19 protein-coding genes are annotated in these 22,071 nt (G+C 37.4%); 10 read left to right on the top strand and 9 right to left on the bottom strand.

Going from position 1 to position 22,071, the window contains the following annotated elements:
• Positions 1-744, top strand: coding sequence for a tRNA pseudouridine(38-40) synthase TruA (gene truA, locus ACFIKD_RS00855; protein WP_375635406.1), 744 nt, complete (start codon positions 1-3; stop codon positions 742-744).
• A 32-nt stretch (positions 745-776) separates the two neighbouring features.
• Here the strand turns inward: truA and ACFIKD_RS00850 are convergent, their stop codons facing one another.
• Positions 777-1,640 carry an LOG family protein gene (locus tag ACFIKD_RS00850; protein ID WP_375635405.1) on the bottom strand — a complete coding sequence of 288 codons (864 nt, stop codon included), beginning with the start codon at positions 1,638-1,640 and terminating at the stop codon, positions 777-779.
• A 106-nt stretch (positions 1,641-1,746) separates the two neighbouring features.
• Between ACFIKD_RS00850 and dapD the strand changes: the two genes are divergently transcribed.
• Together dapD and ACFIKD_RS00840 are read left to right on the top strand one after the other, a co-directional pair.
• A complete protein-coding gene (gene dapD, locus ACFIKD_RS00845) occupies positions 1,747-2,595 on the top strand; it encodes a 2,3,4,5-tetrahydropyridine-2,6-dicarboxylate N-succinyltransferase (RefSeq protein ID WP_375635404.1) in 849 nt (282 codons plus the stop codon).
• Between the two features lie 240 nt (positions 2,596-2,835).
• Complete coding sequence (locus ACFIKD_RS00840; protein ID WP_375635403.1) at positions 2,836-3,006, top strand: hypothetical protein; 171 nt, start codon at positions 2,836-2,838, stop codon at positions 3,004-3,006.
• Positions 3,007-3,173: 167 nt separating this feature from the next.
• Here the strand turns inward: ACFIKD_RS00840 and lepA are convergent, their stop codons facing one another.
• The 5 genes from lepA to dnaK form a co-directional block, all read right to left on the bottom strand.
• On the bottom strand, positions 3,174-4,979 hold the full coding sequence (lepA, locus tag ACFIKD_RS00835; protein WP_012754493.1) for a translation elongation factor 4: 1,806 nt from the start codon (positions 4,977-4,979) through the stop codon (positions 3,174-3,176).
• Positions 4,980-6,427: 1,448 nt separating this feature from the next.
• The gene (locus ACFIKD_RS00830; RefSeq protein ID WP_375646961.1) at positions 6,428-7,342 is read right to left on the bottom strand and encodes a DMT family transporter; all 915 of its coding nucleotides are present in this window, start codon (positions 7,340-7,342) and stop codon (positions 6,428-6,430) included.
• A gap of 32 nt (positions 7,343-7,374) precedes the next feature.
• Complete coding sequence (gene argB, locus ACFIKD_RS00825; RefSeq protein WP_012754491.1) at positions 7,375-8,280, bottom strand: acetylglutamate kinase; 906 nt, start codon at positions 8,278-8,280, stop codon at positions 7,375-7,377.
• Between the two features lie 856 nt (positions 8,281-9,136).
• Positions 9,137-10,279, bottom strand: coding sequence for a molecular chaperone DnaJ (gene dnaJ, locus ACFIKD_RS00820; protein WP_012754490.1), 1,143 nt, complete (start codon positions 10,277-10,279; stop codon positions 9,137-9,139).
• 156 nt (positions 10,280-10,435) lie between these two features.
• Positions 10,436-12,328: a molecular chaperone DnaK gene (dnaK, locus tag ACFIKD_RS00815; protein ID WP_375635402.1), complete on the bottom strand. Its 1,893-nt coding sequence runs from the start codon at positions 12,326-12,328 to the stop codon at positions 10,436-10,438.
• Between the two features lie 968 nt (positions 12,329-13,296).
• Between dnaK and ACFIKD_RS00810 the strand changes: the two genes are divergently transcribed.
• The gene (locus ACFIKD_RS00810; protein ID WP_375635401.1) at positions 13,297-13,851 is read left to right on the top strand and encodes a copper chaperone PCu(A)C; all 555 of its coding nucleotides are present in this window, start codon (positions 13,297-13,299) and stop codon (positions 13,849-13,851) included.
• A gap of 108 nt (positions 13,852-13,959) precedes the next feature.
• Here ACFIKD_RS00810 and lysM read toward each other — a convergent pair whose 3' ends face one another.
• Entirely contained in the window at positions 13,960-14,415 is a 456-nt protein-coding gene (gene lysM / locus ACFIKD_RS00805; protein ID WP_012754487.1) for a peptidoglycan-binding protein LysM, read from the bottom strand.
• A 386-nt stretch (positions 14,416-14,801) separates the two neighbouring features.
• Between lysM and ACFIKD_RS00800 the strand changes: the two genes are divergently transcribed.
• From ACFIKD_RS00800 to thpR, 6 genes are all read left to right on the top strand, one after another.
• On the top strand, positions 14,802-15,524 hold the full coding sequence (locus tag ACFIKD_RS00800) for a response regulator transcription factor (RefSeq protein WP_005774392.1): 723 nt from the start codon (positions 14,802-14,804) through the stop codon (positions 15,522-15,524).
• 39 nt (positions 15,525-15,563) lie between these two features.
• Complete coding sequence (locus ACFIKD_RS00795; protein WP_375646960.1) at positions 15,564-17,351, top strand: stimulus-sensing domain-containing protein; 1,788 nt, start codon at positions 15,564-15,566, stop codon at positions 17,349-17,351.
• 23 nt (positions 17,352-17,374) lie between these two features.
• Positions 17,375-17,839, top strand: a complete 465-nt coding sequence (locus tag ACFIKD_RS00790) for an HPr kinase/phosphatase C-terminal domain-containing protein (protein WP_273722417.1) — start codon at positions 17,375-17,377, stop codon at positions 17,837-17,839.
• A 135-nt stretch (positions 17,840-17,974) separates the two neighbouring features.
• Positions 17,975-18,373 carry a PTS sugar transporter subunit IIA gene (locus tag ACFIKD_RS00785; RefSeq protein ID WP_375635398.1) on the top strand — a complete coding sequence of 133 codons (399 nt, stop codon included), beginning with the start codon at positions 17,975-17,977 and terminating at the stop codon, positions 18,371-18,373.
• A gap of 17 nt (positions 18,374-18,390) precedes the next feature.
• The gene (locus tag ACFIKD_RS00780) at positions 18,391-18,684 is read left to right on the top strand and encodes an HPr family phosphocarrier protein (RefSeq protein WP_012754483.1); all 294 of its coding nucleotides are present in this window, start codon (positions 18,391-18,393) and stop codon (positions 18,682-18,684) included.
• A gap of 626 nt (positions 18,685-19,310) precedes the next feature.
• Positions 19,311-19,850 (top strand): RNA 2',3'-cyclic phosphodiesterase, encoded by a 540-nt coding sequence (gene thpR / locus ACFIKD_RS00775; protein WP_375644378.1) that lies wholly within the window; start codon positions 19,311-19,313, stop codon positions 19,848-19,850.
• A gap of 106 nt (positions 19,851-19,956) precedes the next feature.
• Here thpR and grpE read toward each other — a convergent pair whose 3' ends face one another.
• Positions 19,957-20,619 (bottom strand): nucleotide exchange factor GrpE, encoded by a 663-nt coding sequence (gene grpE, locus ACFIKD_RS00770; protein ID WP_375635396.1) that lies wholly within the window; start codon positions 20,617-20,619, stop codon positions 19,957-19,959.
• A gap of 124 nt (positions 20,620-20,743) precedes the next feature.
• Positions 20,744-21,814: a heat-inducible transcriptional repressor HrcA gene (hrcA, locus tag ACFIKD_RS00765; RefSeq protein ID WP_375635395.1), complete on the bottom strand. Its 1,071-nt coding sequence runs from the start codon at positions 21,812-21,814 to the stop codon at positions 20,744-20,746.
• Positions 21,815-22,071: the final 257 nt, after the last annotated feature.

Below are 22,071 nucleotides of genomic sequence, written 5' to 3'. Positions count from 1 at the left end.
ATGCCACGTTTTAAACTCACTCTTGAATATGATGGTTCAAATTATGCTGGTTGGCAGCGTCAAGTAAAACTTCACACTGTACAAGGAGCTCTTGAAAAGGTACTCTTTTCCTTTAGTGGACAACAATTGACCATAACAACAGCAGGAAGAACCGATGCGGGCGTACACGCTACGGGACAAGTTGCGCATGTTGATTTCATAAAAAACTGGCATCCCCATACTGTACGTGATGCGCTCAATGCTCTTTTACGTAAACAGGGAGAAGCGATTTCAATCTTAAACGTACAAAATGTCCCTGATGACTTTGATGCACGATTTTCCGCTGTAAAACGCCATTATCTTTTTAAAATTCTTAATCGTCGCTCTCCACCAGCCTTAAATGCCAAACGCGTGTGGTGGTTGCCAAAGCCTCTTAATGCTGAAGCCATGCATGAAGCTGCTCAAAAGCTTGTAGGAAAACATGATTTTACCACTTTCCGTTCCGCACATTGCCAAGCAAAAAGCCCTATTCGCACCCTTGACCGCCTCGATATTCAAAGAGAAGGTGAAGAAATTTTCCTTTATGCGCAAGCCCGTTCTTTTCTTCATCATCAAATCCGTTCATTCGCAGGAAGCCTCATGGAAGTGGGTATTGGACGTTGGACAGCTCAAGATCTCGAAGCAGCTCTTCATGCTAAAGATCGTAAACATTGTGGTGTTGTTGCTCCTCCTTCAGGACTTTATTTAACCAAAGTAGAGTATTAATTATCCTTCAAGAGTGAACGTCTTAAAAGTCATTAAGGCAGTTTATAAAAAGAACGAATTTCTTCAAAAGCTTCTGCTGCTGTATTGACAAATTTCACAAAATTAACATCAGTAGGAGAAATTGTACCTTGTTCAGATAGATACTCAAAATTGATAGTATTGCTCCAAAATTCTTTGCCAAACAATAAAATTGGTACCTGTTTCATACGCCCCGTCTGTACTAAAGTTAACGTCTCAAACAATTCATCCAGAGTCCCAAATCCTCCAGGGAAGATAGCTAATGCTTTCGCTCGTACTAAAAAATGCATTTTGCGCATCCCCAAATAATGAAAATTGAAACACAAATGCGGCGACACATACGAATTAGGTTCCTGCTCATGTGGTAAAATAATATTCAAACCAATCGTTGGGGCACCAACATCACAAGCACCACGATTTCCCGCCTCCATAATTCCTGGTCCGCCCCCCGTAACAACCACAAATTCACGATATTCTGTCGTAGCAGAATAAAATGAGCACAAACGCGCAAATTCTCTCGCTTCATCGTAATAATGTGACATAGCACGCAAATTTTTCTTTTGTATTTCATTTTTTGCAGCCCACGCCGCTTGCCCAGATTCAGGAATACGCGCACCACCAAACAAAACAACTGTTGATTGAATATCATATTCTTTAAGGGTTATTTCCGGCTTTAAAAATTCAAGACCAATACGTTGTGAGCGCAACTCTGGACGCATCATAAAATCTTGATCGATATAGGCTAAACGATAAGTAGACGAACGCATTTGTGCTGAATTAGAGATTTTATGTATTTGTTGTAGAGCATCCTTCGTATGGAGAAGTGGTGTCCAATTTTCTTGTTCTCCTTTTCTTTTTTCTTTACAGCCTTTTTTCATGCACCTGTCCTACTTCCTCATCGTTTTATTGACTGAACACATTTCTTCGCGTAGTTCATAGAGAATAAACCTTGAAGCTTTCAACTTGTTTAACGGAACTCTCGTCATGCCCCATCTCACACAACTTGAAATGATTATTCAACAAGCTTTTGACGATCGCGATTCTATCGATACTACCACAAAAGGCGAAATCCGTGAGAGTGTCGAACATACATTGAACCTTCTTGATAACGGTGAAATCCGTGTTGCAGAACGACAAAAAAATGGACAATGGCATGTTCATCAATGGTTGAAAAAAGCGGTTTTGCTCTCTTTTCGGCTTAATCCTATGCAAATTATTACTGGTGGAATCAATGGAACACATTGGTGGGATAAAGTTCCTTCAAAATTCTCTGGTTGGCAAGAGACCGATTTTAAAAGTGCTGCTTTCCGTTCCGTTCCTGGAGCCATTGTACGTCATTCTGCTTACATTGCACCCAACGTTATATTGATGCCATCCTTTGTTAATCTTGGTGCTTTTGTCGATGAGGGTACAATGGTTGATACATGGACCACCGTTGGTTCTTGTGCACAAATTGGTAAACATGTCCATCTTTCTGGCGGTGTTGGTATTGGAGGTGTTTTGGAACCACTGCAAGCAAACCCAACAATCATTGAAGATCACTGCTTTATCGGTGCTCGCTCTGAAATTGTTGAAGGCTGTATTATCCGTGAAGGTGCTGTTTTGGGAATGGGAGTCTTTATTGGAAAATCTACAAAGATTATTGATCGTACAACAGGTGAAATTTTTATCGGTGAAGTACCAGCCTATTCAGTGGTTGTGCCAGGTTGTTTCCCTGGAAAACCTTTACCAAATGGTGAAGCAGGACCAAGCCTTTATTGTGCTGTTATTGTAAAACGCGTTGATCAAAAAACACGAGAAAAAACATCCATTAATGATCTTTTACGTTCTTAGACACAAGATTAATTCACAATAATATTTCATCGTTTTTTTACTTGAATAATAACCTCGAATACAAAAATTCTCTCATTTCAAATCCTTTCATAGTGAATCTAATCACTATCATTTCCTTGCGTGTTACAAACGCAGTTGGTGTGTGGGCAAGAGACACTTTAAGAAAAGAGTAAAAATATTTTTAATGAAAATTCTCTCAAATGATAAGGACTGTCATAATATTTTGAGCTAAAAAAGAGTATGATAGATGCGCTTTGCACCTTTATGACGCGTAAAGACGGTGATGCCAAATGGATTTTATATCATTCACAGTGTATGTTACTTTATATTTTTCACAGCCTCCATTGTGAAATGGAATTTGATGCATTGAGTGATGATTCACTAAAACAAGCACACCAATATGCAACATAAATGTATTTCGTTTAAAGCATTCTGTTTTACGTGAGAAGCATGACATCATTACGCAATACACAAAAACATGAAGCACAGCGCAATTCTATTTAAAAGTGTTCTTTAAGCACCTGAATCAATCAATAAAAGCAAAAGCGCAATCAATAAGAGAAATACTCCTTTTTTCATTATTTGTTCATTTTGAGTGCTTGAATAAATGCCGATTGTGGAATTTCTACTTTTCCAAATTGACGCATCCGCTTTTTGCCTTCTTTTTGCTTTTCCAAAAGTTTGCGCTTACGCGTGACATCACCCCCGTAACATTTCGCTGTTACATCTTTACGCAAAGCACGAATTGTTTCGCGCGCTATAACTTTACCACCAATAGCCGCTTGAACTGGAATCTGAAACATATGCTGGGGAATAAGATCTTTCAGCTTTTCACACATGGAACGCCCGCGCTTTTCTGCAATCGTGCGGTGCACAAGCATAGACAATGCATCTATAGACTCTCCATTTACCAAAATAGACATTTTAACTAAATCCCCTTCTGCATAATCTGCCATCTGATAATCAAAAGAAGCATAACCCTTTGAGATTGATTTTAGCCGATCATAAAAATCAAAAACAACTTCATTCAGTGGTAAATCGTACGTTACCATAGCACGGGTTCCAACATAGGACAAACCAGCTTGTATCCCCCGCCGCTCTTGGCATAGCTCTAAAATTGACCCAAGATAATTATCAGGAGTCATGATTGTCGCCCGAATCCATGGTTCTTCGATTGAAGAAATTTTAACCACATCAGGCATATCCGCTGGATTGTGCAACTCTTTAACAGAACCATCATTCATATTCATGCGATAAACAACCGAAGGTGCAGTCGCGATTAAATCCAAATTAAACTCACGCTCTAATCGCTCTTGAATAATTTCAAGATGAAGAAGTCCCAAAAAGCCACAGCGAAAACCAAATCCCAAAGCCGCGGATGTTTCCATTTCAAAAGAAAAACTCGCATCATTTAAGCGTAATTTGCCCATGGCTGCACGTAAATCATCAAAATCGGCAGCATCAATTGGAAAAAGACCACAAAATACAACTGGTTGCGCCGGCTTAAAACCAGGCAAAGCATTTTCACAAGGACGGCGCTCTTCAGTAATCGTATCCCCAACCCGTGTATCTGCTACTTCTTTGATAGAGGCAGTGATAAAACCAATCTCGCCTGGTCCTAACTCATCAACTTGTACCATTTTAGGTGTAAACACCCCAACGCGCTCAACTGGATATTTTGCTCCCGTACCCATCATACGAATGGTTTGGCCTTTTTTTAAAATACCATCTATCACTCGTACCAAAACAATGACACCAAGATATGCATCATACCAGCTATCAACCAACATTGCTTTCAAGGGATTTGCAACATCGCCTGTATGTGGAGGTGGTAATTGTGTAACAATTGCCTCCAAAACATCAGGAACACCCAAACCTGTTTTTGCTGATATTTCTACTGCTTGAGATGTATCAATGCCTATCACATCTTCAATTTGTTCTTTAACACGCTCAGGTTCTGCTGCTGGAAGATCAACTTTATTGAGTACAACAACCAACTCATGGGAATTATCAATGGCTTGATAAACATTTGCTAACGTCTGCGCCTCTACACCTTGGCTTGCATCCACCACCAACAGAGAACCTTCACAAGCTGCCAATGAACGCGAAACCTCATAAGCAAAATCCACATGACCAGGTGTATCCATAAGATTTAAAATATAGGTTTCACCATTCTTTGCCTTATAGTGTAAACGTACCGTTTGTGCTTTAATAGTAATTCCACGTTCACGCTCAATATCCATGGAATCGAGTACTTGTTCTTTCATCTCACGTGTATCAAGTCCACCTGTTATTTGAATCAAACGATCAGCTAAAGTGGATTTGCCGTGATCAATATGCGCCACGATGGAAAAATTACGAATATAATTACGATCTATTGTCATATAAGGCGATTTAGCAAAGAATAATACAAAACGCAAAGACCAATTATGCTCCGGCTTCTATCAAAAGAATATAAACCTAAAAAGCTTCTCAAAACACAACTTTTCATAACCTAAAAAATGAGGCTTTTATTTGCTAAATTAAATCCAACGGTACTAAAATGATATTTTCACATCTTATTTTATGACTCATATGCTGGATAAACCGGCACCATCACACATTTTGCCAACCTCCAATGTTGCAACAATCCTTTACACTTGAAAGAGTTTATAAGAGATATGCCTTTCTTGTACAGTTTTTACCCACATGGACCACCTTCTTGTAACGTGTAAGCAAGTAGATTTGGATTGATTTAATATGAAAACGATTTGAAGTGAGAAAGTTTTACGGTATTCAGGATTCTAATTCAATGTGAATAATTCTATATTAATTATAAATCAATATGTTATAATATTTATATGATGGGCGTGTATATCACTTAAGCTTGCAATAAAATTCGCAGGAAGTGCTTTTTTATTTATACGCAATAACCTGCTTTTTTAGCAATCTTATATAAAATAACATGAATATCGAGGGAGTTTCTTCTCAATTTTTAAAACTTTAGAAATATGCTCTATTGAGTGATCTTTTTATGTACTTTTTATACAACTCCTTCCTCCGTCCATTAAAGATAAAAAACACCAATCCTCTTCGATTCATTGGATAATGCATTAATTTATAATCATCGTTTATTGTTTTTCAATTTAAATTAAAACTCTGAATATCGCGAGCCTTTCTCATTTTAAATCTTTTCATAATGAATCAATCAAATTTTTTGCTTCCCCATTATAAAACAGGGCTAGTATATGGATAAAAACGTTTAAGAAATGAGTAAACATGCCTCTCTCTTTTAAATGCCAAAGGCTGTCGTAATATTGAGAACTGACAAAGAAAATGCTAGTGCCTTTTATTTAAGTAAAACGATGATGCTCTGTGGTTTTTCTATACTTCACGCGGACCGTCAATGAATATGATGTATATTAAGAAAATTGTCTTTTTAAAAAACGCGTTAATATACAACATTATGGGAAGCTGCTTTAGGCGTTCTATTTTACGTGAAAAGCGTGATCCCATGAAATAACAAAAGGAATAACGTGCAACGGTGCGTAATTTTTATTATTCAAAAAAATTACCATGGATGTTTTTGAAAATTGTAAAGCTAAATTTAACAATAACAGTAAAGATGAGTGTTGTTTTTTGTCTTTACCACTTCATGCTTTGACTCAATGAAGGTTGGCTTCCCGTTTCAGAGGTTAAGCAAACAGATAAATATTATTACTCCAATTTGCTATACAAAAGCTGGAATAGCTTATAAAGCCTCCTTATCTTCATATTTTAAAAAAGCCTCAAAAATGAAAACTTTGCAAGCAAAAATCTCATGTAATAAAATCATAATAGCAAAGGTGCATAGCTAATCAATTTTTTCAATTGCTTTATTTTTTTTACGCCATTGTGAAGGTTGTAATTCAGCCACAATGATCCCAATCAGAATAAGCAAGCCACCTAATAATGCTAACGGGGATAAATGCTCTCCAGCCAAACGCCCAACAATACCAGCCCATACCGGTTCACCTGCGTAAATGAGTGTTGCACGTGTAGGAGAAATAGACTTTTGTGCCCAATTCATAGCCAATTGAATGATGGCACTCATTAATGCCAATCCGATGCCAATACTAAACCATACCCACGAAAATTCAGGAATGCTTTCACCCATCAAAGGCATACAAGAAAATGAAAAAAAACCACTAAAAAATAACTGAATAATGGTCACACGCCGACTATCAACCTTATTGGCAAAAATTCCGATGAGTATGACTTCTCCAGCAATCGCTAAAGCGCCTAACAAAGTCAAAATTTCGCCTTTTGAAAAATCAAAATTCCCCGGCTTTTGTCCTGAAACAAGAACAAGCCCAATAAAAGCGAAAACAATACCAACCCAACAAGCAAAACGGGGAGGTTTTTTAAAAACAATCCATTGCAAGATTGGAACCATCGGTACATAAAGCGCTGTAATAAAAGCCGACTGACTACTAATAATCGTTTGAAGTCCAGCTGCTTGAAAAGCATAACCTAAAAACATGGCTAAACCAATCGCCATCCCAGCGAAAACTTCATAAACCGTTATACCTTTTATAGAGCGCCAAAAAATTGCTCCACATATAAGAGATGCAACAATAAAACGAAATCCAACAAAAAACAGGGGACCACTATAGCGTACCGCAATATGAATGACTAAAAATGTAATACCCCACAATATTGTTGCAGCAAATATTGCTAATTCTGGCTTACTTAATAAAGGATATTTAAGCTGTTTTATATTTGTCATGAAAGGCTTTCTCCTCCAATTTTCCGCACAATTTATGAAACAATAAGCGTTCCAACTCCCTGTTCGGTAAACAGTTCTAGTAAAACAGAATGAGGAGTTTTACCATTTAAAATGACAACACCTTCCACACCATTTTGAAGGGCTTTTATACAAGTCTCTACTTTTGGAATCATGCCTCCTGAAATTGTCCCATTTTTGATAAGTTTCTCTGCTTCAGAAACTGTCAATTCTTTTAAAAGTTGGCCCTGTTTATCCAAAACACCAGGAACATCAGTGAGAAATAAAAGGCGTTTAGCCTCTAATGCACCAGCAATAGCCCCAGCAAAAATATCAGCATTAATATTATAGGTTTTTCCATCGCGTCCTGGAGCCACAGGAGCAAGAACTGGTATCATTTCAGAACATGCTAAAAGATCCAGCAATGTGCGATCAACTTCAATAGGCTCACCAACAAATCCCAAATCTAAAACACGTTCAATATTCGAATCAGGATCAATGACAGTTTTATAAGCCTTTTCGGCAAAAACCATATTGCCGTCCTTACCACATAATCCTATTGCCCATTCACCCTCTGCATTGATGAGAGCGACAATTTCTTTGTTTATGGAACCGGCCAAAACCATTTCAACGACTTCAACGATCCGCTCGTCGGTTACCCGTAAACCGTTTTCAAATCGTGATTCAATCCCCATTTTCATCAAAATTTCAGCAATTTGAGGTCCTCCACCATGAACAACAACAGGGTTAATCCCCGATTGCTTTAATAGAGCAATATCACGCGCAAATGCTCGCCCCAAGGCAGGATCACCCATAGCATGACCGCCATATTTTACCACAACCGTTTCATTTTCGTATTTTTGCATATATGGTAAAGCAGACGATAGAAATGCTGCTTGTTTTTCTAAAACATCTACAGCACCGTTTTTAGCATCATCCATTAATAGAGCCTCCTCATCACTTTTTACCATCTCTTAGTGGAATTTAGGAAAAGTAATAACGAAATGAAACAAGAAAACAACTTCCTCAAAAAACTGACAGCGAAAAATTAAACAAAACAGGCGTACAAAACGTTATTATTTTATGATTTTATGTATAAAATTGAAAAGCAAAGTTCTGAAAAAATTTTAAAGCTATGCCGTACATTCGACTCGTTAGTTTATGCTTATGGATACTTAACAATGAATAAGAATATATACAACCATTGATTTTGTAAGATAAAAACAAAATTTTCTTATAATAATAAAATAATAATAAAATTAACAGATCACCAAGATAAGAAGTAGATTGACTTAGCTCTGTAACCTTATCCAAGCAATTTTTAAGACTATCAAAAATGCCAAAAATAAAATTGGTTATGAGGAATTGATATTTTATTTGAAAAAGATGGATTGTCTAACAGCTTATTTAGCTACTTCTTGATAGGCTACTACCTATTTGACAGTTTTAGTATAGGGCTTTTAAAAAGACATTTTGAGTAAAACAATAAATACAAAAAATGCTGAATGCATAAAGGCAGTTATCATGACACTGGAAATTAGTCACTCAATTGCGTTCTTCTTGTATGGATAAGCCCTTTTTAAAATATCATAGATACTCAAAAATAAGACTTATCCATAAAACTCGTGAAATGTAAAAAACTATCAGCGGCAGGCACTTACTTACCCTAAATTAATCGTTTCTCTCTTTTCTTTTCAAGAAAAAAATGCTTTTCACAGATGAATAAGACTATAGAAAGCTTAATTAAAATAACCTTCCAAAAGTTTTTTCTAATCTATTCTGAGAACATTCACATATTTAACCAGAAATATTTTCAAAAAATTCCTTCATACGTGAAAAAAAGCCATGTGATTGCGGTGAATTCTCATGATTTGAAAGTTTTTCAAATTTTTGCAATAGTTCACGTTGTTCTTGCGTTAATTTTTGTGGTGTCTCAATCGTGATATGGATGTAAAGGTCACCCCTTGCTTGCTGCCGACGCAACATGGGCATACCCTTACCCTTAAGGCGGAATTGACGTCCATTTTGTGTCCCTTCTGGGATCTTAACACGTGCTTTAACACCATCAAGATCGGAAACTTCAAACTCTCCTCCTAAAGCAGCTGTTACCATTGAAATAGGAACGCGACAGTGAAGATCTGCTCCTTCTCGCTGAAAAAACTCATGCGGTTTAACGGAAAGGAAAATATAAAGATCACCATTGGGGCCACCACGAATACCAGCATCACCCTCACCAGAAAGGCGAATACGCGTTCCATCTTCAATACCAGCTGGAACATTCACGCTCAATGAACGTTTTTTCTCTATGCGTCGTGTCCCCTGACATTTTGGGCATGGATCCGTAATAGTTTCACCACGTCCATGACATGAAGGACATGTTCGCTCAATAGAAAAGAAACCTTGTGCAGCACGCACACGACCAGATCCATGACATGTTCCACAAACTTGCGGCTTAGAACCCTTTCTCGCTCCTGATCCTTCACAAACATCGCACGTAACGGAACTGGGAATAGTAATTTCTGCAGTTTTTCCTGAAAATACCTCTTCTAAGGTTATTTCCATATTATAACTCAGATCTGCACCACGTTCGCGACCATCACCACGCTTACGGTGCGCACCTCCCATAATTTCGCCAAAAAAATCTTCAAAAATATCAGCAAATCCACCACCAGCAGCAAAACCTCCAAAGGGATTTGCTCCTCCTTGACTACCGCTATTTTCAAAAGCCGCATGACCAAATCGATCATAAGCAGCACGCTTTTGGGGATCTTTGAGGACTTCGTAGGCTTCGCCAATTTCTTTGAATTTTCGCTCTGCCTCTTTATCCCCGGCGTTGCGATCAGGATGATATTGCATTGCCAACTTACGAAAAGCAGATTTCAACTTTTTATCATCACATTCACGAGTCACGCCAAGAATTTCATAATAGTCAACCTTCATCATGTATTCCTGATAATTTCTCTGTCATCCATCTTATGGATAAGATTGCTTTTAATTTATATTTTTAGCAACAAAGTTGCAACTCACTCAAATAATAAAGCCCAGCCTTATATTTCAAAGGCCGGGTTTATAAATTAATCAACACACATGCTGACACTATTTCTTCTTATCATTAACTTCTTCAAAATCAGCATCAACAACATCATCATTCTTTGCATCTGTTTCAGTGTCAGCGCCCGCTGCTTGTGAGGCTTCATACATAGCCTGTCCAAGCTTCATACTGACTTCAGCTAATTTTTGCATCTTTGTTGTTACTTCTTCAGTATCACTGCCTTCAAGCGCAGATTTCAAATCAGATATTGCTGTTTCAATCTGTCCTTTTTCTTCAGCTGATACTTTATCGCCATATTCACTGAGTGACTTTTCAGTTGAATGAATAAGAGCTTCCGCTTGATTTCTAGCTTCAACACCTTCACGGCGTTTTTTATCCTCAGCTGCATGCTCTTCCGCATCCTGTACCATTTTTTCAATATCAGCATCACTTAAACCACCTGATGCCTGAATACGAATTTGATGCTCTTTACCAGTTCCCTTATCTTTGGCCGAAACATTAACAATACCATTCGCATCAATATCAAAAGTAACTTCAATTTGAGGTATACCACGTGGTGCTGGAGGAATACCAACAAGATCAAATTGAGCCAATAACTTATTATCGCTCGCCATTTCCCGTTCACCTTGGAAAACACGAATGGTCACAGCACTCTGGTTATCATCAGCTGTTGAAAAAACTTGAGATTTTTTTGTTGGGATAGTGGTATTACGCTCAATGAGACGTGTGAAAACACCACCCAAGGTTTCGATCCCCAAGGATAAAGGTGTTACATCTAGAAGCAAAACGTCTTTGACATCGCCTTGCAATACACCCCCTTGAATGGCAGCACCCATTGCAACAACTTCATCAGGATTAACGCCTTTGTGTGGATCCTTACCAAAGAAGCTTTGCACGACTTGCTGAATCTTGGGCATACGTGTCATACCACCCACTAAAACAACTTCGTCAATCTCACCGGCCTTTAATCCAGCATCTTTTAACGCAGCTTTACAAGGCTCGATGGTGCGCTGCACTAAATCGTCAACCAGAGATTCAAATTTTGCCCGAGTCAATTTCATTGTTAAGTGCTTGGGACCTGATTGATCTGCCGTGATAAATGGTAAATTGATTTCTGTTTGCTGTGACGAAGAAAGCTCAATTTTTGCTTTTTCTGCCGCTTCTTTTAAGCGCTGTAAAGCTAATTTATCATTTTTCAGATCAATTCCTTGCTCTTTCTTAAACTCATCGGCAAAATAACCGACCAAGCGCATATCAAAGTCTTCACCCCCTAAAAACGTATCTCCATTGGTTGATTTAACTTCAAAAACGCCATCTCCAATTTCAAGTACTGAAATATCAAATGTACCACCACCAAGGTCGTAAACAGCAATTGTTTTTCCGTCTTTTTTGTCCAAACCATAAGCTAAAGCAGCAGCAGTGGGCTCATTAATAATCCGTAAAACTTCAAGTCCAGCAATTTTACCCGCATCTTTAGTCGCTTGACGTTGCGCATCATTAAAATAAGCAGGAACAGTAATAACCGCTTGTTCAACTTTTTCACCCAGATAAGATTCTGCTGTTTCCTTCATCTTTTGCAAAATCATAGCTGAAATTTGCGATGGAGAATATTTCTTACCCGCTTCTTCAACCCATGCATCACCATTGTCACCTTTAACAATTTTATAAGGCACAAGTGCTTTATCTTTTTCAACCATAGGATCATCAAAACGACGCCCTATCAAACGTTTAACTGCAAAAACCGTCCCTTCGGGATTTGTTACCGCCTGCCGTTTAGCAGGCTGTCCAACAAGCCGCTCTCCCCCATCAGTAAAGGCAACAACGGAAGGTGTTGTTCGTGCTCCTTCTGAGTTCTCGATAACCTTTGCGTTTTTGCCATCCATAACAGCCACACAAGAGTTCGTTGTCCCCAAATCAATACCAATTACTTTTGCCATATTATAATCTCCATTCAGCAAGCTACCTCAACCTTCATAAAGCATCTTTTTAAGACAGCTCCTCATAACACTCAAAGCCCATACATTGCTTCAAGCAACATAAAATAATAAAAAATTGCAAGTCGCAATAAGCCTTGCTGCCTCGTATATAAGAACAGGCTTTTATTGCTACAAGAGAATAATGAGAGAAACATCTCCAAAATAAAAAATTTATTTTAAAATAGGCGCTTTAATGACCCATAAATACCATATTTATGAGAAACTTGAGATCATAATATATTTTTCTTGCAATTCTCAATAAATATATCTTTCTATAAAAATTAAAAAAACAAAAGAGTGATTGCACTCTCGCTCTTGATCTTCTCATCATTAATAAAATGATACTCACGTAAAAGCTTTTTAAAAGGCGAATAATTTATATCACGAATATTATAAATTTTCCTTGGACTAAAATAGTCATCATATCTAATGCTCATATCAGTAGAGGTATTATCTATCGATCTCCTTTCAAAAATTCTCCTTTTAACGGTCTCATTGTTTACTGCTATTTGAAAGATGTGTTTTAAACTCACCTAAAGCGTTTTTTCTTAACTGTATAATTTTGAACTTGAAAATATATAAAAATGCCTCTGTATAAATGCTTTAAAATACCAAGAGCTGTCGTAATATTAAAAATTGGTAAAGTAGTTGATGATTGCTCTGTGTTATATATTTATTAAGTAAAATAGTAGTGCATCATAGATTTTATACCATTTACAAACACTATTATGAGATGAACACGGAAGCGTTAAGAGGTGTGTTGTCATTGTAAACCTTATTGTCTTCCTTTAAAATCAAAGAATTCTATGATTTTTATTCTCATATTCAAATCAATTTCATTTTAGCATTTCTTTCTTTTATTTTAAATAAAAGCTCTGCTAAAATGAAAAGTTATTCAAAGTGTGAATCTTATGAAGGAGGGTAAATCAATGATGACATCTATTATTAAGAAAATAACAAATCTTATCTTTAAGAATATAATAAATACACAATATCCATACAAAAAGGTTATCATAAATATCGTGTGTGCTCTTCTCTTTGCTGGTATAACCCTGCCTGCAGGTGCTCAGCAATATCAACTTGGCGACATAGAAATTCTCAATCCTTGGACACGCGAAACACTTAGAGGTATAAGAGTTGGTAGCGGTTATCTCTACATTATTAATCACAGTAATACCCCAGACCGTTTGGTTTCTATTTCCACAAACGGAGTAAAAAAAACAGAGATACACTCCATGGCTGTCGTTAATGATATTATGAAAATGGAAAAAATGCACAATGGCATTGAAATTCCGGGAAATGGCGAAATCACGCTTAAGCCTGGCGGTGATCATATTATGTTTATGGGGCTTTCACAACCATTCAAGTTAGGTGATAAAATTAGCGCAAAATTGACATTTGAGAAAGCAGGAACGATTGATGTTGATTTCTCTGTAAACGCTATGAAAGCACCATCACCTTCTAAATCCTCTCCTAGCCACTAAGCTCCTTTTTTATAATACACACTCTTAAAATGAAGAAGCGTGAAATTTTTGTACGCTTCTTTATTTTTTGTTTAATGCCATCAGTAAAAAATTCTCCCCTTTGATGAATTAACTATGGTCAATTTCAGGAATACGTAAAACTTGTCCAGGATAAATTTTATCGGGAGATTTTAGCATTGGCTTATTGGCTTCAAAAATAAACGTGTTTTTATTACCTTGCCCTTTTCCATAAACCTCTTCAGCAATTTTCCAAAGATTATCACCAGATTTAACCTCATAAAAGCGAGAAGGTTTTCTGGGCGTTGTATCTATAACCTTTAATTGATCAACATCTACAGAAGAGATACCTTGTGAATTGCCAACAACCAGCAATGCTTTTTCAAGTGTTTCCCTGTCTGGAACTTCACCACTTAAAATAGCTTTACCGTCTTCAACTTGAATATTTACTTTTTCTGTACCGAGTTGAAAATGATCAAATGCTGTCTTAAAATCTTTTTCTTTTGGTTCATGGTCCCCAATACCTAACTTTTCCCCTACAGTTTTAATAAAATTAAAAAATCCCATTACAACCTCCTTTCGTGTAGCAGAAACAAATTTTTGTGCATATATTGCCACATTCTTTTCTTTGCTCTTAAAACACATAGGCATATTTTCTAAACTTCAACAATCAAAACTATACCTGTTCAATTATGGGACAAATACAATAATCAACTTGGTAATAAACCTTGATAAAAAAAGCCTTTATGAAAATTTTCTCTCAAACGAAGGGATCTTAATAGACGTAGAAACATTATAAATTATGAAAGCAAAACAAGATTTTACAGTAATGACAAAAGGTTTTTTACTTTGCTACAATTTGTATCATATTTGTTTTGCAAAAAAAATATGAACTCCCATATAAATAAGTGTGGGTAATTTGCTACCACAGCAATAGAAAGGTCTAAGAAACCATGAAAGATACACCAACAATCACACAAACGATTGTACTTGTTGATGATGATCGCAATATTTTGACGTCTTTATCTTTTGCGCTTGAGACAGAAGGCTATCGAGTTGAAAGCTATACAGATGGAGCATCTGCACTCAAGGGTCTCACACTTCACCCTCCACACTTAGCTATTTTTGATATTAAAATGCCCCGAATGGATGGGATGGAACTCTTGCGTCGTTTACGTCAAAAATCTGATCTTCCAGTTATTTTTCTTACCTCTAAAGATGATGAAATTGATGAATTATTTGGTCTCAAAATGGGAGCTGATGATTTTATTACTAAACCTTTCTCCCAACGTCTTCTCATTGAACGCGTGAAAGCCATTTTGCGCCGTTCTAATGCACGTAACCAACCACTTTCTACAGGAACTTCTTCCACCTCTTCTCTCAAACGTGGAGATCTTGTGATGGATCAAGAACGCCACACCTGTACATGGAAAGATAAACCTGTTATTTTAACCGTTACGGAGTTTTTGATTCTGCAAACCTTAGCACAAAGACCAGGAGTTGTAAAAAGTCGTGATGCTTTAATGGATGCTGCCTATAGTGATCAAGTCTACGTAGATGATCGCACCATTGATAGTCACATTAAACGTCTGCGTAAAAAGTTTAAACAAGTGGATGATGATTTTGCAATGATTGAAACACTTTATGGTGTAGGTTATCGTTTCCACGAGGTATAAAACTACTTTGTCGCAAAAATTTGAACGGCAATCAAATCGATGACAGACAATTCTCAACTGGAAACTTTACAAAAAACAACCGTTAATGGTACATCCTCAACGCCATTTCTTATGTTTGCCCGTTTGCATCTCCGAACACAACGTCTCTTTAGACAATTGCTTTTTTCCAGCCTCACACGTCGCATTGTTATATTAAACATTGCTGCCCTTGCCATTTTAGTTACAGGCATTTTATACCTTAACCAATTTCGCGATGGTTTAATTGAAGCAAAAATTAAAAGTTTATGTACCCAAGGAAAAATTATTGCTGGGGCTATTGCTGCTTCTGCAACAGTAGATACAAATTCTATCCTCATTGATCCCCAAAAACTCTTAGAGTTACAAACTGGTGAAAGCGTTACACCCGCCCCTCAATCAACCGATTCTTGGGATTTCCCTATTAACCCTGAGCAAGTTGCCCCTCTTTTACGGCGTCTCATCACACCTAAAACGACAAGAGCACGTATCTATGATCGTGATGCTACTCTCCTTCTTGATTCGCGCGTTCTTTATTCTAGTGGAGAAGTTTTTAGTTATGATTTACCCCCACTTAAAACAGAACAAAGCATGTGGGATCGCCTTACTTCATGGTATTCAAGCACATTTTATGGCAAAGGTATTGCTCTTGACAGAGAACAAACAAAAACCAGTGGTATTGCTGCTTATCCAGAAGTGTACCGCGCATTAAACGGATCTCTTGCTACAGCTAAAAGACGCAACAGACAAGGTCAATTAATTGTTTCTGTTGCCGTTCCTGTGCAACGCTATCGCGCAGTGGTTGGAGCTCTTCTTCTTTCAACCACTGGTTCTGATATTGATAACATTGTAAAAGGTGAAAGACTGGTTATCTTTAAAGTTTTTGCCGTTGTAGGCAGCGTACTTTTGGTTCTTTCTCTCTTTTTGGCCCATACGATTGCCCATCCATTAAGTAAATTATCTGCCTCGGCTAATCGAGTGCGTAATGGCAATAATCAGCGTGTAGAAATTCCTGATTTTTCAATGCGTGAAGATGAAATTGGTCACCTTTCAACTTCTATTCGTGATATGACTAATGCCCTTTATATGCGTATTGAAGCCATTGAACGCTTTGCTGCTGATGTAAGCCACGAATTAAAAAATCCTCTCACCTCCCTACGCAGTGCTGTTGAAACGCTCCCTCTGGCTAAAAATGAAGAAGCACAAGAGAAATTGCTTGAAATTATTCAACATGATGTGCGCCGTCTTGATCGGTTGATTACAGATATTTCTGATGCATCGCGGCTCGATGCAGAGCTTGCACGAGAAACCGCAGAGATTGTTGATATGACACCGCTTTTGGAAAGTCTTGTTCATGCTGTTCAGGAAGTGTATCGTAATACGCAAACCATTGACATAAGCCTTAATATTGTCCCACGTCCTCATGGAAAATCCTATCTTGTATTGGGACATGAACTCCGTTTAGGGCAAGTGATTTCAAACCTTCTTGAAAATGCACGTTCTTTTATTCCTCGGAATCGTGGCAAAATTTGCATTACTATGAAAAGTCATGCTTCAACCCTTATTTTAACCATTGAAGATAATGGCCCAGGTATTCGTTCAGAAAATATTGAACGCATTTTTGAGCGTTTTTATACAGATCGACCAAACGAAGATGCTTTTGGACAAAACTCTGGACTTGGCCTTTCTATTAGTCGGCAAATCATCGAGGCTCATAATGGGACAATTACAGCCGAAAATATTATTGATCCTACACTTGGAAAGTGTAAAACTGGTGCACGTTTTATTATTATGCTTCCCCTCGCTAAATAAATCTTTTATCCAAAGTAAAAGACATGAAAACAAAATGTGAAATACTCCACGCAAATTGCCTTCAATTAGGCGGCAAGGGGCTGTTAATTATAGGTCCATCGGGATCAGGAAAATCAACCCTTACCCTTTCTTTGCTCGACCGTGCTGAGTGGTCAAAACGTGAAGCGAAGCTTATTAGTGATGATTATACAATGTTGCGTGCGGAAAATGGAAAGCTTCACGGATACACTCCTGATAATTTAGAGGGCGGTATCGAGATTCGTGGCGTTGGTCTTTATATGATAGAATTCGAAAAGCACACAACTATCGATTGTGTTATTTTTCTCGGTCCGGAATATGAACGTTTTTCCACAAATAAAACTTTTCAATTTGAAAATTTGCACATTCCTCTTTTAAAACTTCCCTCTCTTCGTGAAGCCGATTGTACAGCCATTTGTCAAGCTATTGAAGCATTTTTGTTTAGAAAAATATGGCAAAAATCTGTCTAATTTTTTTCTAAAGATAAAAAAATCACTATTTTTGCCTTTTTTTTGCAAATTTTTCTTGGCAGCAAGACAAAGCCTTGTAAAATGTGTTTCCCACCAATATGGTCGGATCTTATTAGTTAACAGGAGTTTGCGTAAATGATTGGACTCGTGCTTGTAACGCACGGTGAGCTGGCTGTCGAATTTTTACATGCCGTGGAACATGTTGTTGGAGTACAAGAAAAGTTCGCAACAATATGCGTTTATCCCGATGACGATATAGATCAGCGCCGAGGTGATGTTATAGCCGCAGTAACCGATACAGATACGGATCATGGCGTAATCATATTAACAGATGTGTTCGGTGGAACACCATCGAATATAGCTGTTCCTGCTATTGAAAAAGGACGCGTTGAAATGATTGCGGGTGTTAATTTGCCCATGCTTATTAAACTGATTTCTATTCGCAAATGTCCTGATATTTCATTATCAGACGCGTTAAGAATAGCACAAGAAGCAGGGCGTAAATATATTAATGTACCAAGTATGATTTTATAGCGGATAATAAAATACCAATGTTTTCCAAAGATACCCTCCCATGTATAAGTCGTCATTTCAATATCTGTAATAAACGTGGCTTGCATGCACGTGCTTCTGCAAAATTTGTACAAACTGTTGACAATTTTAATGTTACTGTTGAAGTTGAAAAGGATGGAAAAATCGTTGGTGGATCATCAATTATGGGACTTATGATGCTAGCGGCTTCATCCGGTTGCAACCTCACCATTCGTGTTTCAGGACCAGAAGCAACAGATGCTCTTAATGCTCTTGAAAAGCTTATCAATAACAACTTTGGAGAGGAAAACTAGCGCTTTCTCACCATAAATAAGGATGATGATTCTTAGGAAATAGGAATTGTCCATCATTATTTTGAATTTTAATTTCTCTTCCCGCTTTTATACCAATATTCATATCCATTATAGATTAGCATAATTATCATAAATGTAAAAGTTTATAGTAATTTTATTATACTGGAGTTTTTCCTTCCTTTCCTAACATTATTTGATCAATTTGAATAGTTTTGCGTATTACGGCTATTACCCGACTTAATCGTATAATTAAATCTTTACAGAAAAAGAGAACTCTTCACCTTGTATTAGAATATGCTTTATTTTAAGCTAAAGATAGATGTCAAAATAATTTAGCACATCAAAAATCTATCAACTTTTCTTATTTTCTGCTAAATTTGTAGTCTTTATAATACACAAGGAATCTTCCATTGCACATCATTGTGATACAGCTCATGAAAACGCAATTCTTATCGATATCATAACCATTTTTTAAAACGAATAAGCTTTGTACGCTCATAATTATAGTAAGCATTTTTTAGACATTCTTTTTCAATACTATTGCCTTATTTTCTATGGTACATGCCTCGCCCTTATTATCTATATTGCGCTTTGGATAGCCTCTTTCATTATAAGGAGATAATATTATGGGTCGTCTATTTAGTGCCCTTCAGATTCCTCAACAAACAACACAACAACTTGTATCGTTGCAAAATGGCTTACCAAAAGCGCAATGGATCAACCCGCAAAATTTTCACGTCACCTTATCTTTTTTCGGTGAAGTTGAAAGTGCTACCGCAGATGCACTTATGCACGCCTTTGATACAATAAAGCTCTCTCCTTTTATGCTACAAATAGATGGTTTTGATATTTTTGGTTCAGAAAATACTGCCCCCTCTCTTGTTATTCGCATTAAACCTTGTAAAGCTCTCAATCTTCTACACGAAAAGATGCAATCTATCCGTAGCCATTTAGGTCTAACACCTGATGAAAGAGAATTTACTCCACATATTACTATTGCGCGACTGCTTGATACTAAACCTGAAGACCTTGTTCCTTATCTGTTCTTTCGAAGGAATTTTTCATTTCCTCCTTTTGAGGTCGATCACTTTGTTTTATTTTCATCGTCATCTCCCTCAAGCGAGGCCGTGTATCTTATAAAAGGAAGTTGGGCACTTCAAAGATAAAAGGGTGTTTATAACACCCTTTAAAAACTCTTTGAGAAAAGACCTCATATATGTGTAATTGCAGGGAATACTGCATTTTATGTTGGAGATTTATTATTGATGTGTTTTAAGCAGAATCAGTTTCAACAGAAGCTTCTTTTGCTCCTCCTTTGGCTACACCCACTATAGCTGGACGTAACACCCTTTCCCCGATAATATAGCCTGCCTGAACAACTTGTTGAACAGTATTATCTGGAACATCGGCATTAGGAATTTCAAACATCGCTTGATGAAAATGAGGATCAAATTTTTGCCCCTCTGGATGGATTTTTTGCACCCCATGACGTTCTAATGCTGCCATCATGGCACGTTCAGTCATTTCAACGCCTTCTGCCAATGATTTCAAACCAGCATCACTTTCCCGCGCCCCTTCTGGAATAGCTTCCAAAGCACGATTGAGATTGTCAGAAACCGATAACATATCCCGTGCAAAATTAGCAATGGAATAAGCCTTTGCATCCGCCACATCTCGCATAGTACGGCGTCGAAGATTTTCCATATCTGCAACAAGACGTAAAAGCTGATCTTTCAGTTCTTTATTTTCATCCTGCAAAGACGCTAAAAGATCACTAACCTCATTGCTTTCTTTTTCAACGTCTTCGTGTTCCTCTGTTTTATGTGTTTTTAAAAATTCATCGGCTGCCTGTTTAAGTGTATTACGATCAGCTGGATTTTTTAAATCACAATTTTCAAATGAAGCGTCAGTAAATTTGTTTTTTTCATCAGACATAAAAATTTTATTCCTTCATAAGATTCGTTATTCTCGATATCGAAATTCTACAGACAAAAATCAAGGGGTATCGATGTATATAATACAATGAGCTTCTATAGTACAAATACTTACCTGCATCGTTTTAACGCAATAACTGTGACACAAGTTGAGCTGTATAATCAACCATGGGCACAATCCTTGCATAATTAAGCCGTGTAGGACCAATAACGCCTAAAGCACCAATGACTCTTTGTTGTGAATCACGATAAGGTGCTACAACTAAAGAAGAACCAGAAAGTGAAAATAACTTATTTTCTGAACCAATAAAAATTCGAACCCCAGAACCTTCATCCGTTAAATCGAGAAGCTGTGCCATACTCTCACGCGTTTCAAGATCATCAAACAAATGGCGTAATCGTTCTAAATCTTCTTCTGCTTTCACATCTTCAAGTAAATTGCTACGCCCGCGAACAATGAGGTGTATTTTATGATCAGCACCTTCTCCTCCCCAAAGAGCTAATCCCGTTTCAACAAGATGATGCGATAAATCATCAAGTGCAGCCCGTGTTTCTGAGCATAAACGTGCAATTTCCTCTTTAGCTTCACTCAATGTTCGCCCCTGAATATGAGCATTGAGAAAATTCGTTGCCTCCGTCAGTTGTGCATGGGTAACCCCCTCTGGCAAATGAACAATACGATTTTCAACTTCACCTTGTTGAGTCACCAAAACGGCAAGAGCGTGCTCCCTATCAAGGCGCACAAATTCAATATGTTTCAATGTTCCTTCTTGTTTTGTTGCTAAAACAAGCCCTGCCCCACGTGAAAGATCTGAAAGAACTCGGCTTGCTTGAACAAGAAAATGTTCAACCGATTGTGCATGACCAGCCTCTTTGACTTGCATTTCAATATTTTCTCGCTCTTCGTTTGGCAAATCACCTGCTTCCATAAATGCATCCACAAAAAAGCGTAAACCTGATTGTGTCGGCATTCGTCCCGCAGAAACATGTGGTGCATAAATCAAACCGAGATGTTCAAGATCACTCATCACATTGCGAATCGTCGCAGGCGATAATGTCTGTCGTAAAAGCCGTGAAAGATTGCGTGACCCTACAGGTTCACCATCATTAAGATAAGCTTCAACAATATGGCGAAAAATATCACGTGAACGTTCATCAAGATATTTTAGTTCATTATCAATAGTTTTGTGCTTCATCACAATTGTTTCACTACTTTTAAAATCCTCATCTCTTATATAAGTTTTGCCAAGGTTTGGTCAAATAGTCTAAAGTAGTATAAAAGCATATTATCCTATTGAGCCGTAAAATGCTACCTTTCAGAATGATGATTGATAAATTACGCAGGAGGTATTTTTTGTTAGAGTGTGTGAAAAATATTTAAGATTAAGAGTTGATCTATAAAGTGGTCTACTGTAGAGACTTTCCAAGAGAATCTGGATTGTTTAAAAACCGC

The sequence above is a fragment of the Bartonella sp. CR84HXZ genome (assembly GCF_042194535.1).
GTDB lineage: Bacteria > Pseudomonadota > Alphaproteobacteria > Rhizobiales > Rhizobiaceae > Bartonella > Bartonella grahamii.
This window is presented reverse-complemented; position numbering and strand designations above follow the sequence as displayed.

Coding starts and splice junctions, on each gene's coding strand:
- ACFIKD_RS00800 (WP_005774392.1), top strand. CDS start 14,802: ATGAAAGATACACCAACAATCACACAAACGATTGTACTTGTTGATGAT.
- dapD (WP_375635404.1), top strand. CDS start 1,747: ATGCCCCATCTCACACAACTTGAAATGATTATTCAACAAGCTTTTGAC.
- lysM (WP_012754487.1), bottom strand. CDS start 14,415: ATGGGATTTTTTAATTTTATTAAAACTGTAGGGGAAAAGTTAGGTATT.
- truA (WP_375635406.1), top strand. CDS start 1: ATGCCACGTTTTAAACTCACTCTTGAATATGATGGTTCAAATTATGCT.
- argB (WP_012754491.1), bottom strand. CDS start 8,280: ATGGATGATGCTAAAAACGGTGCTGTAGATGTTTTAGAAAAACAAGCA.
- ACFIKD_RS00780 (WP_012754483.1), top strand. CDS start 18,391: ATGTTTTCCAAAGATACCCTCCCATGTATAAGTCGTCATTTCAATATC.
- ACFIKD_RS00840 (WP_375635403.1), top strand. CDS start 2,836: ATGATAGATGCGCTTTGCACCTTTATGACGCGTAAAGACGGTGATGCC.
- dnaK (WP_375635402.1), bottom strand. CDS start 12,328: ATGGCAAAAGTAATTGGTATTGATTTGGGGACAACGAACTCTTGTGTG.
- dnaJ (WP_012754490.1), bottom strand. CDS start 10,279: ATGAAGGTTGACTATTATGAAATTCTTGGCGTGACTCGTGAATGTGAT.
- ACFIKD_RS00785 (WP_375635398.1), top strand. CDS start 17,975: ATGATTGGACTCGTGCTTGTAACGCACGGTGAGCTGGCTGTCGAATTT.
- lepA (WP_012754493.1), bottom strand. CDS start 4,979: ATGACAATAGATCGTAATTATATTCGTAATTTTTCCATCGTGGCGCAT.
- grpE (WP_375635396.1), bottom strand. CDS start 20,619: ATGTCTGATGAAAAAAACAAATTTACTGACGCTTCATTTGAAAATTGT.
- thpR (WP_375644378.1), top strand. CDS start 19,311: ATGGGTCGTCTATTTAGTGCCCTTCAGATTCCTCAACAAACAACACAA.
- ACFIKD_RS00795 (WP_375646960.1), top strand. CDS start 15,564: ATGACAGACAATTCTCAACTGGAAACTTTACAAAAAACAACCGTTAAT.
- ACFIKD_RS00830 (WP_375646961.1), bottom strand. CDS start 7,342: ATGACAAATATAAAACAGCTTAAATATCCTTTATTAAGTAAGCCAGAA.
- ACFIKD_RS00810 (WP_375635401.1), top strand. CDS start 13,297: ATGATGACATCTATTATTAAGAAAATAACAAATCTTATCTTTAAGAAT.
- hrcA (WP_375635395.1), bottom strand. CDS start 21,814: ATGAAGCACAAAACTATTGATAATGAACTAAAATATCTTGATGAACGT.
- ACFIKD_RS00850 (WP_375635405.1), bottom strand. CDS start 1,640: ATGAAAAAAGGCTGTAAAGAAAAAAGAAAAGGAGAACAAGAAAATTGG.
- ACFIKD_RS00790 (WP_273722417.1), top strand. CDS start 17,375: ATGAAAACAAAATGTGAAATACTCCACGCAAATTGCCTTCAATTAGGC.